Genomic DNA, 11590 nt, shown 5'->3' on the forward strand with positions numbered 1-11590 from the left:
CCGGCTCGGGAAGCCCAACGAGCGCTGTGATCGCATGCCAACTGCATCCACACCGCAGCAGGACAACTCTGGAAACGACCGATGGAACCTCCAAACGGGTACGCGCCGCGGATTTACTTTTTTCACTCTCTTCTCGTCGGGCCCCTCGATGCCTGGCCCGCGCAGTTCGCTCACGCGGCCGGGCTCGGCTTCGATCACGCGTTGATCGCCGGGCTGTTCGAGCCGGGCCAGGCGGGCCACGCTCAGGTGGTTGGCAATCACGCGCGGCTGCATCCGGTGTTCGAGGCACAGCATTCGGTGCCCGACGCCGTGCGCATGCTCGCCGATGCCGCGCGCCGCAATAATCTGACGCTGCTGATCGATCTGGTGATCGACCGCGTGGCCGCCGACGGCGTGCTGTACAGCGAACATTCGGACTGGTTTCACGCGCGCGAGTCCGAGCTCGCGCGGCTCGATCCGCGCCACGTGCATCGCGAAGACAACGTCGCCTACGCGAATTTCGACGACCCCGCGACGAGTGCCTCGCTGTGCGTCTGGTGGACCCAGCAACTGCTCGCGCTCGCCGAGGCGGGGGTCGGCGGCTTCCGTTTCGATTCGCCGCATCGCATGCCGGCTGCCGTATGGCGTCAGCTCGGCGATGAAGTGCGTGCGAAGCATCCGCACGTGCGCTTTCTCGCGGCCACGCCGGGCCTCGCGCGCGGCGACCTGCCCGGGCTCGAGGCGGCCGGCTTCGACAGCGCGTTTTCGTCGGTGCGCTGGTGGGACTTCCGTTCGAGCTGGATGGCCGAGGAGCATGCGGCGCTCGCGCGCGTCGGCGCGCCGATCGCCTTTCCCGAGGCGCCGTACGGCACGCGCCTCGCCGCCGAGTTGAGCGACGTGCACGATGCGGCGATCGTCGAGCGGGCGTATCGACGCGCGCTGTTCACGTCGGTTGCAGTGGGCAGCGGCTGGATGATGCCGATGGGCTTCGAATACGGCATCGCCGAACCGATGTCGCAAACGCGCGGCGACGCCGCGCAGTTCGCGCGCGCCGTGCAGTCACGCCGCTTCGATCTGAGCGCCGCCGTCACCCAGGCGAACGACTTCGCGCGCAATACGCCGACGCTGCACGCCAACGGTGAATTGCGCCAATTGAGCGGACCCGGGGCATCGGCCGCGGTTCTGCTGCGCGCCGACGCGGCCGATCTGCGCGACGCCAGCGAAGCACTCCTGATCGCCGTGAATCCCGAACTCGGCGCGCCAGTGCGGGTCGATCCCGCGCGCTTCCTCGCGGGCGTGCCGGGCAGCTTTACGCGCTTCGTGCCGCTCGATGCACGCGGCCGAAACGAACCCGCGGCCCTCGCGCCGTTCGCGCTTGCGCCCGGCGCGGTGCGGCTGCTGCGCGCGTTCGCGGAACAGGCGATCTACCTCGCGCCGCCCATCGACAAGTCGAACAGCAAGCGCAGCGGCCACAAGACCGTGCTCGACGCGATCGAGGCGCCGCGCGTCGCGATCGAGAGCGTGTCGCCGTCGGTCGAAAACGGCCGCTTCGCGGCCAAGCGCAGCGTCGGCGAGCGCGCGGAGATCCGCGCGGCGATCTTCGCCGAAGGTCACGACAAGATCGCGGCCGCCGTTCTGTGGCGCGCGGCCGACGAAACCGCGTGGCACGAAGAACTGATGGCACCCGCGCCGCCGGCCGGTCTCGACTTGTGGAGCGCGCGCATTCCGCTCGAGCGGATCGGCCGCTACGAATTCACCGTGATCGCTTGGCGCGACGACTTTGCTTCGCTCGTCGAGCACATCCAGAAGAAGCTGAAGGCGAACCAGACCGTCGAGATCGAACTCGACGAAGCCGCGCATCTGTTCGCGCTCGTGCTCGCCGAAGTCGAAACGGCCGAAGGCGCCGACAAGGAGCAGCTCGAACACATCGTGCGCGACTTCCAGAAGGCCGACGCCGAACAGAAGCTCGCGCTGATTCTCGCGCCCGCCACCGCGACAGCGATGACCGCCGCGCGCCACCGGCCGTTTCTGAGCCGCGATCAGGTGACCTACAAGATCGACGCGGAACGCACCGCCGCCTATTTCGCGAGCTGGTACGAAATCTTCCCGCGCTCGATGAGCGACGACGAATCGCGCCACGGCACGTTCGCGGACGTGACCGCGAAACTGCCGCGCATCCGCGACATGGGCTTCGACGTGCTGTACTTCCCGCCGATTCATCCGATCGGCCTCGCGAACCGCAAGGGCCGCAACAACACGCTGACCGCGCAGCCGGGCGATGTGGGCAGTCCGTATGCGATCGGCGCGGCCGAAGGCGGCCACACCGCCGTGCATCCGCAGCTCGGCACGCTCGACGATTTCAAGGCGATGCTCGCCGCCGCGCATGCGCACGGCCTCGAAATCGCGCTCGACTTCGCGATCCAGTGCTCGCCCGATCACCCGTGGCTGAAGGAGCATCCGACGTGGTTCGCGTGGCGCCCCGACGGCACGCTGCGCTACGCCGAGAATCCGCCGAAGAAGTATCAGGACATCGTCAACCCGGACTTCTACGCGCGCGATGCGAAGCCCGACCTGTGGCTCGCGTTGCGCGACGTGATCCTGTTCTGGGTCGACGCGGGTGTGCGCATTTTCCGCGTCGACAATCCGCACACCAAACCGCTGCCGTTCTGGGAATGGATGATTGCCGACGTGCGTGCGCGCCACCCTGATGTCATTTTCCTCGCGGAAGCGTTCACGCGGCCGCGCATGATGAACCGGCTCGGCAAGATCGGCTTCTCGCAGTCGTACACATACTTCACGTGGCGCGAGTCGAAGCGCGACTTCACCGAGTACATGGTTGAGCTCACGCAGACCGGCGCGCGCGATTTCTACCGGCCGAACTTCTTTGTCAATACGCCGGACATCAACCCGCGCCATCTGCAATCGCAGGGACGCACGGGCTTTCTGATCCGCGCGGCGCTGGCCGCGACACTGGCCGGTCTGTGGGGCGTGTATAGCGGCTTCGAACTGTGCGAGGCCACCGCGCTACCGAACAGCGAAGAGTACCTGGACTCCGAAAAGTATCAGTTGCGCGCGTGGGACTGGCACCGGCCCGGCAATATCGTCGGCGAGATCACCGCACTGAATCGCATCCGGCGCGCGAATCCGGCGCTGCACACGCATCTCGGTCTCACGTTCCTCACCGCGCACAACGATCACATCCTGTTCTTCGAGAAAGCGACCGAGTCGCGCGACAACGTGATCGTCGTCGCGATCAATCTCGATCCGTTCAACGAACAGGGCGCGGACATCGAGTTGTCGTGGGACACGTTCCAGCGCTGGCATCTGCACGACCACGCCGCGCTCGAAGTGATCGACCAGATGACCGGCGCACACTTCGAATGGCACGGACGCTGGCAGCACGTGCGGCTCGGCTCGGGCCAACCGTTCTCGATCTGGCGCATCGCGCCGCTAGGCGGCCTGCCCGCCGATCGCCCGGAGGACAGCGACCACGAACACGACAGCGCTCTTCCCGCAGACGCTGTCACCCCAACCTGGATGGAAGGTGGAACATGAAGCGCGACGATCCAGCCCAATCCACGCACGAGGCGCAAACGGCCGCGGCCGTCGGCACCGCGGCGAAGGTACGCACGCGCCGGCGCGGCAAGCCCGCGGCGCTCAGCGACGATCCGCTGTGGTACAAGGACGCGATCATCTACCAGGTGCACATCAAGTCGTTTTTCGACGCGAACAACGACGGCGTCGGCGATTTCCCCGGCCTGATCGCCAAGCTCGACTACATCGCCGAGCTCGGCGTCAACGCGATCTGGCTGCTGCCGTTCTATCCGTCGCCACGCCGTGACGACGGCTACGACATCGCCGACTACCGCAACGTGCATCCCGACTACGGTCAGCTCGCGGACGTGCGGCGCTTCATCCAGGAAGCACACGCGCGCGGCATCCGCGTGATCACCGAGCTCGTCATCAACCACACGTCGGATCAGCACCCGTGGTTCCAGCGCGCACGGCGCGCGAAGGCCGGCTCGAACTATCGCAACTACTACGTGTGGTCCGATACCGATCAGAAGTACGCGGAGACGCGCATCATCTTCATCGACTCGGAACCGTCGAACTGGACGCACGATCCGGTTGCGGGCGCGTACTACTGGCACCGCTTCTACTCGCACCAGCCCGATCTGAACTTCGACAATCCGGCGGTGATGAGAGAGGTGCTGCAGGTGATGCGCTTCTGGCTCGACATGGGAATCGATGGGCTAAGGCTCGATGCGGTGCCGTACCTCGTCGAGCGTGAAGGCACCAACAACGAGAACCTGCCGGAAACGCACGAGATCCTGAAGCGGATTCGCGCGACCATCGACGCCGAGTATCCGAACCGGATGCTGCTCGCCGAGGCGAACCAGTGGCCCGAGGACGTCAAGGAGTACTTCGGCAACGAAGACGAATGCCATATGGCGTTCCACTTCCCGCTGATGCCGCGCATCTATATGTCGATCGCGAGCGAGGACCGCTTCCCGATCACCGACATCATGAAGCAGACGCCGGACCTCCCCGATTCGAACCAGTGGGCGATCTTCCTGCGCAATCACGACGAGCTGACGCTCGAAATGGTCACCGATTCCGAGCGCGACTATCTGTGGAACACCTATGCGAGCGATCGCCGCGCACGTTTGAATCTCGGCATTCGCCGCCGTCTCGCGCCGCTGATGGAGCGCGACCGCCGCCGCATCGAGCTGATCAACTCGCTGCTGCTGTCGATGCCCGGTACCCCCGTCATCTACTACGGCGACGAACTCGGCATGGGCGACAACATCCACCTCGGCGACCGCGACGGCGTGCGCACGCCGATGCAGTGGTCGTCGGATCGCAACGGCGGTTTCTCGCGCGCCGACCCCGAGCAACTGGTGCTGCCGCCCGTGATGGGTACGCTGTACGGCTTCGACGCGGTCAACGTCGAAGCGCAGAGCCGCGACCCGCATTCGCTGTTGAACTGGACGCGCCGCATGCTGGCGACGCGGCGCGCGAAGCAGACCTTCGGACGCGGCACGATCCGCTTTCTGAAGCCGGAAAACCGCAAGATTCTCGCGTATCTGCGCGAGATGCCCGGCGAGGCGCCGATCCTGTGCGTCGCGAATCTGTCGCGGGCGCCGCAGGCGGTCGAGCTGGACCTGTCCGAATTCAACGGCTTCGTGCCGATCGAGATGACCGCCGATTCGGTGTTCCCCGCGATCGGCCAGCTGACCTATCTGCTGACGTTCCCGCCGTACGGCTTCCTGTGGTTCATGCTGTGCGAAGGCGGTGGGCGTCCGACGTGGGCGCAGGCGCATTCCGAGCCGCTGCCCGAGTTCGTGACGATCGTGATCCGCGAGGGGCAGACCGGGCCGACGCCCGAAAACGTGCGGCTGCTCGAATCCGAAGTGCTGCCGTCGTGGCTGAGCCGGCGCCGCTGGTTCGCGTCGAAGGATCAGAAGATGCATGCGGTGCGGCTCGCCGCGCTGACCACGATTCCGAACGGCGGCTTCGCGTTCACTGAAATCGAAGCGGACGTCGGCGATCACACCGAGCGCTACGTGGTGCCGATCGCGATCACGTGGGGCGGTGAAACCACCACGCCGCTGTTCCTGCAACTGGCGTTGGCGCGCGTGCGGCGCGGCCGTAACGTCGGCCATCTGACCGACGCGTTCTCGCTGCCGATCTTCGCGCACAACGTGCTGCGCAAGATGCGCGAACACGCGGTCGTCCCGACCGTGCAGAAGAGCGAAATCAAGTTCCTGCCGACCGAGCGCTTCGCCGAACTCGACAATCTCGGCGAGCGGCCCGAGATACGCTGGCTTGCGGCCGAGCAGAGCAACAGCTCGCTCATCATCGCCGATGCCGCGGTGCTGAAGCTGGTGCGGCGCCTCGTCAGCGGCATCCATCCGGAAGCGGAAATCAGCCGCTATCTGACGCAGCTCGGCTATGCGAACACCGCGCCGCTGTATGGCGAAGTGGTGCGCGTCGATCCCGAGGGCGTGCCGCATACGCTCGCGATCCTGCAGGGCTTTATCGACAATCAGGGCGATGCGTGGAACTGGTCGCTCGATTATCTGCGCCGCTCGGTCGACGAACTCGCGATCGCGGTCGACACCGAAACGCAGACCGCCCCCGACCGCACGAACGAGTCGATCTTGCTGGACGGCTACGGCGAACTCGCGGGCATCATCGGCCGACGGCTCGGCGAGCTGCACGTCGCGCTCGCCACGCCGAGCGACGACCCCGCGTTCGCGCCGGAACATGCCAACGCCGAACAGGTGAAAGCATGGGTCGACGCGACGCAGACGATGCTCGCGAGCGCGCTCGATCTGCTCGCGCCGCGCATCGCGGACATGAGCGATGCGGACACGAAGGGGCTCGCGCAAAGTCTGATCGATCGGCGCTCCGCGCTGGTCGAGGCGGTCGACAATCTCGTGCCGGGCGACGCGGGCGCGTTGCGCATCCGCATCCACGGCGACTTCCATCTCGGTCAGGTATTGGTCGCGCACGGCGACGCGTATCTGATCGACTTCGAGGGCGAGCCCGCGCGTTCGCTCGAGGAGCGTCGCCAGAAATCGAGCCCGTTGCGTGACGTAGCCGGTCTGATGCGCTCGCTGTCGTATGCGAGCGCGGCCGCGCAATCGACCACCGAAAGCGCGCCACAACAGACCGCCGATCGCAAGCGTGCTCTGTTCGAGCGCTTCCGCTCCCACGCGACCACGGCGTTCCTCGCTGAATACCGCGCGGCCGCCGCTCAGTCGTCGGAACCGCTCGTCGCGCCCGAATCCGAAGAGGCGCTGCTCGATCTGTTCCTGATCGAGAAGGCCGCTTACGAGATTCGCTACGAGGCGGCCAACCGGCCGACGTGGCTCGGCTTACCGGTGCGCGGCCTCGCGGCGCTCACGAGCCGTCTGCTCGGCGACACGGGCGCACCGCCGCATTACGATCCATCAACCCGGGTGTCCGGCTCCGCCACGCCGCCCAACCCGGCCGAGGGCGACTATGAGTGAGCATGATCCGGCCGCAGGCCTTCAACCCGTCGATATCGACGCGCTCGTCGAAGCGCGCCACCCCGATCCGTTTTCGCAGCTGGGGCTGCATCAGACGGACGCGGGTCCGATCGTGCGCGCGCTGCTGCCGAATGCCGCGCACGTCACCGTGATTTCGCGCGCCGATGGCGCGACGCTCGGCGAGCTCGAGCAATTGCGGCCTGGCCTTTTCGCGGGCCGCATCACGTCGGCGATGCCGTATCGCTTGCGCATCGACTGGCATGGCGTCGTGCAGGAAGTGGAGGATACCTATTCGTTCGGTCCGATGCTCGGCGACGAGCCGCTCCAACGTCTCGCCCACGGCGATCCGTACGCGGTGCTCGAATGTCTGGGCGCGCGGCCAGTCGACATCGACGGCGTGCCGGGCGTGCGTTTTGCCGTGTGGGCGCCGAATGCGCGGCGCGTGTCGGTGGTCGGCGACTTCAACGCGTGGGACGGCCGCCGTCATCCGATGCGGCTGCGTCACGAGGCGGGTGTGTGGGAGCTGTTCGTACCGCGCGTCGGCGCCGGCACGCGCTACAAGTACGAGCTGCTGTCGCGCGACGGCCATCCGCTGCCTTTGAAAGCGGATCCGTGTGCGATGCAGACGGAAAAGCCGCCGGGCACCGCGTCGATCGTCGCGCACGTCGACGAGATCGAGCAGTTTCCGTGGACCGATCACGAGTGGATCCAGTCGCGCGCCGGCAGGCAGACCGCGCGCACGCCGATCACGATTTACGAAGTGCACGCGGAGTCGTGGCTGCGCATCGCCGAGGAAGGCCAGCGCGGTCTCGTCTGGGAAGAGCTCGCCGAGCGGCTGATTCCCTACGCGAAGAGCATGGGCTTCACGCACATCGAATTTCTGCCGATCGCCGAGCATCCGTTCGGCGGCTCGTGGGGCTATCAGCCGCTCGGGCAGTTCGCGCCGTCCGCGCGCTTCGGCAAGCCCGAGCAGTTCGCGCGTTTCGTCGATCGCGCGCACGAAGCGGGGCTCGGCGTGATTCTCGACTGGGTGCCCGCGCATTTCCCAAACGACGCGCATGGCCTGATCGATTTCGACGGCACGCCGCTCTACGAACATGCCGATCCGCGCGAGGGCTATCACCAGGACTGGAACACGATGATCTACAACCTCGGCCGCAACGAGGTCAGCGCGTTCCTGATCGCGTCGGGGCTCGCGTGGCTGCAGCGCTATCACGTCGACGGGCTGCGCGTGGATGCGGTCGCGTCGATGCTGTATCGCGACTACTCGCGCGCGGCCGGCGAGTGGGTGCCGAACATTTATGGCGGCCGCGAGAATCTCGAATCGATCGCGTTCCTGAAGCGCTTGAATCATGAAGTCCGCTATGTGCCGGGCGCACCCGGCGCGATCACGGTCGCCGAGGAATCGACCGCATGGCCGGGCGTGACCGCGCGCGTCGCGGATGGCGGTCTCGGCTTCGACTTCAAGTGGAACATGGGCTGGATGCACGACACGCTGCACTACATGCACGAAGACCCGGTGTATCGCCAGTATCACCACCACAACATGACGTTCGGCATGGTGTACGCGTATTCCGAGCGTTTCGTGCTGCCGCTTTCGCACGACGAGGTGGTGCACGGCAAGGGCTCGCTGCTCGGCAAGATGCCCGGCGACCGCTGGCAGCGTTTCGCGAATCTGCGCGCGTACTTCGGTTTCATGTGGACGCACCCGGGCAAGAAGCTGATGTTCATGGGCGGCGAATTCGGCCAGATGGCGGAGTTCGATCATGACGGCTCGCCGCATTGGCATCTTCTCGACGATCCGGCCCACCACGGCGTGCAGTTGCTGGTGCGCGACCTCAACCATCTGTATCGCAACGAGCCGGCGCTGCATCTGCTCGACAGCGAACCGGGCGGCTTCGAATGGTTGATCGGCGACGACAGCGCCAACAGCGTGTTCGCCTATCGGCGCACCGACGGCGCGGGCCAGGAGTTCGTCGTGGTGTGCAACATGACGCCGGTGCCGCGACTCGGCTATCGGCTCGGCATGCCGCGCGGCGGCCGCTGGGTGGAAGTGCTCAATACCGATGCGGCCGTGTACGGCGGCTCGAACATGGGCAACGGCGGGCTGATCCATTCCGACCAGGTAACGAGCCACGGCAGGCCGCATTCGGCCGCGCTGACTTTGCCGCCACTCGCAACGATCGTCTTGCGCGCGGACTAAGGAAACGTGCCGCAGCACAGGCGCGCGGCGCGAAGGCAAGCGCCGCGCCCCCGTTGCATGAAGACTCGGACAGACCCGGGCTCTAGCTCGACAATCAGAACAGGAAAGGGAAAACATGTCGCATGCGTTGCCCGACCGGTTGCTGCCCGGCTCACCGTATCCGCTCGGCGCGAGCTGGGACGGGTTGGGTGTCAACTTCGCGGTGTTCTCGGCCAATGCGCAAAAAATCGAGCTGTGCCTGTTCGATTCCACCGGACGCAAGGAGATCCGCCGCTTCGCCATGCCCGAATGCACCGACGAGATCTGGCACGGCTATCTGCCGAACGCGCATCCTGGCACCGCGTACGGCTTTCGCGCGCACGGGCCGTATCAGCCGCATTTCGGGCATCGCTTCAATCCGCACAAGCTGCTGCTCGACCCGTATGCGCGCAAGCTCGTCGGGCAGTTTCGCTGGTCCGACGCGCTGTTCGGCTATCGCGTGCATTCGAATCGCGCGGACCTTTCGATCGACCGGCGCGATTCCGCGCCCGCGATGCCCAAGTGCGTCGTCGTCGACGAGGCGTTCGACTCGTCGCACGACCGGCGTCCCGACGTGCCGTGGGGCGAAGCCGTGATCTACGAAACGCATTTGCGCGGCGCGTCGATGCTGCGCTCCGACCTGCGCCAGCATGAGCGCGGCACGTTCGCGGCGCTCGCCGCGCCCGAGTTCATCGAGCATCTGCTGAAGCTTGGCGTGACCGCGGTCGAGCTGCTGCCCGTGCACGCGTTTCTGAACGACCGCTTCCTCGTGGAGCGCGGCCTGCGCAACTACTGGGGCTACAACACGGCCGCGTTCTTCGCGCCGGAGCCGACCTACCTGAGCACGCACCGGCTCGACGAAATGCGCATCGCCGTGCGGCAACTGCACGCGGCCGGCATCGAGGTGATTCTCGACGTGGTCTACAACCACACCTGCGAAAGCAACGAGATGGGCCCGACCGTCTCATGGCGCGGCCTCGACAACGCCAGCTACTACCGGCTGATCCCCGGCGACGAGCGTCACCATATCAACGACACCGGCTGCGGCAATACGGTCAATCTGCCGCATCCGCGCGTGATGCAGATGGTGATGGATTCGCTGCGCTACTGGTCGACCGCGTTCAACATCGACGGCTTCCGTTTCGATCTCGGCGTGACGCTCGGGCGCGAAAGCCACGGCTTCGACCCGGGTTCGGGCCTGTTCGACGCGTTGCGCCAGGACCCGGTGCTGTCGCAACGCAAGCTGATTTCCGAGCCCTGGGATCTCGGCCCTGGCGGCTATCAGCTAGGCAATCACCCGCCGGGTTTCAGCGAATGGAACGACCGTTTCCGTGACACGGTGCGACGGTTCTGGCGCGGCGACGCCGGCCTGCGGCCCGACCTCGCCGCGCGCCTGACCGGTTCGGCCGATCTGTTCAACCGGCGGCATCGCAAGCCGTGGGCGTCGCTCAACTTCGTCACGTCGCATGACGGCTTCACGTTGGCCGATGTCACCGCGTACGAGCAGAAGCACAACGAAGCCAACCAGGAAGACAACAACGACGGCCACAACGAGAATTGCAGCCGCAACTGGGGTGTCGAAGGCGCGACCGACGACCCCGCGATTCTCGCCACGCGCCGCCGCGTGTCGCGCTCGCTGATCGCGACACTGATGATCGCGCTCGGCACGCCGATGCTGCTCGCCGGCGACGAAGCGCTGCGCACCCAGCGCGGCAACAACAATGCTTACTGTCAGGATAACGACCTATCCTGGATCGACTGGGACCTTGCGGATTCGGCGGAAGGCCGGCGCATGACCGAGTTCGTCGCGCGCGTGATCGGCTTGCGCAAGCGCCACCCGCTGTTGCGTGAAACGCGCTTTCTGTTCGGCGACCGTGAGGTGCTGCCCGGCCTGTTCGACGTCGGCTGGTTCGATGAACACGGCGATCCGCTGACGATCGAAGCGTGGCAGGACCCGGAGGGCCGCGCGTTCACATTGCGTCGCGCGGGACCGGGCCTGAATGGCGAAACCGAAGTATTGTTATTGATGCTCAACGCTCACGACGAACCGCTGCAGTTCTCGCCTCCCGCGCCGCACCTGGAATGGCATGTGCTGCTGGACACCGCCGATCCGGACCGTGCGCCGCAGCGGCTAGCGACGGCAGAACTCGAGGTCGGCGCACACGGCCTCGTGATACTCGCCGCGCAGCCGACCGGCGAAGCGGATTGGCAAGCCGGCTGGGTGGCTGGCGCGCAGCACGGGCCGCGGTTGTTGACCGCGCTGCCGCCCGACCCCGGCGCGCAGACACCAAACGATGATGGCTCGCAATGAACGATGCACTGCGGCCACATAGTTTGCGCGTGGACAAATCGCAACGCAGCCGGGGTGGCA

Annotated in this window: 4 protein-coding genes; all 4 read left to right on the plus strand. The window is 66.2% G+C overall.

The features are described 5' to 3' along the window. Positions 1 to 81: 81 nt before the first annotated feature. The 4 genes from QFZ91_RS37440 (at position 82) to glgX (ending at position 11530) form a co-directional block, all read left to right on the plus strand. On the plus strand, positions 82 to 3534 hold the full coding sequence (locus tag QFZ91_RS37440) for a maltotransferase domain-containing protein (RefSeq protein ID WP_429570359.1): 3453 nt from the start codon (positions 82 to 84) through the stop codon (positions 3532 to 3534). Continuing rightward, entirely contained in the window at positions 3531 to 6998 is a 3468-nt protein-coding gene (gene treS, locus QFZ91_RS37445) for a maltose alpha-D-glucosyltransferase (RefSeq protein ID WP_429570360.1), read from the plus strand. Before QFZ91_RS37440 ends, treS begins: the two co-directional genes overlap by 4 nt. Then, a complete protein-coding gene (gene glgB, locus QFZ91_RS37450) occupies positions 6991 to 9201 on the plus strand; it encodes a 1,4-alpha-glucan branching protein GlgB (RefSeq protein ID WP_429570361.1) in 2211 nt (736 codons plus the stop codon). The genes treS and glgB overlap by 8 nt, the downstream gene beginning before the upstream one ends. Positions 9202 to 9316: 115 nt before the next feature. After that, complete coding sequence (glgX, locus tag QFZ91_RS37455; RefSeq protein WP_429570362.1) at positions 9317 to 11530, plus strand: glycogen debranching protein GlgX; 2214 nt, start codon at positions 9317 to 9319, stop codon at positions 11528 to 11530. The last annotated feature ends 60 nt before the right edge of the window (positions 11531 to 11590 follow it).

It is taken from the genome of Paraburkholderia sp. JPY419 (assembly GCF_050435705.1).
GTDB classification, from domain to species: Bacteria; Pseudomonadota; Gammaproteobacteria; order Burkholderiales; family Burkholderiaceae; genus Paraburkholderia; species Paraburkholderia youngii.

Bases quoted from the DNA above. Each gene is read 5' to 3' on its own strand.
- QFZ91_RS37440 (WP_429570359.1), top strand. From the start codon at position 82: ATGGAACCTCCAAACGGGTACGCGCCGCGGATTTACTTTTTTCACTCT.
- treS (WP_429570360.1), top strand. From the start codon at position 3,531: ATGAAGCGCGACGATCCAGCCCAATCCACGCACGAGGCGCAAACGGCC.
- glgB (WP_429570361.1), top strand. From the start codon at position 6,991: ATGAGTGAGCATGATCCGGCCGCAGGCCTTCAACCCGTCGATATCGAC.
- glgX (WP_429570362.1), top strand. From the start codon at position 9,317: ATGTCGCATGCGTTGCCCGACCGGTTGCTGCCCGGCTCACCGTATCCG.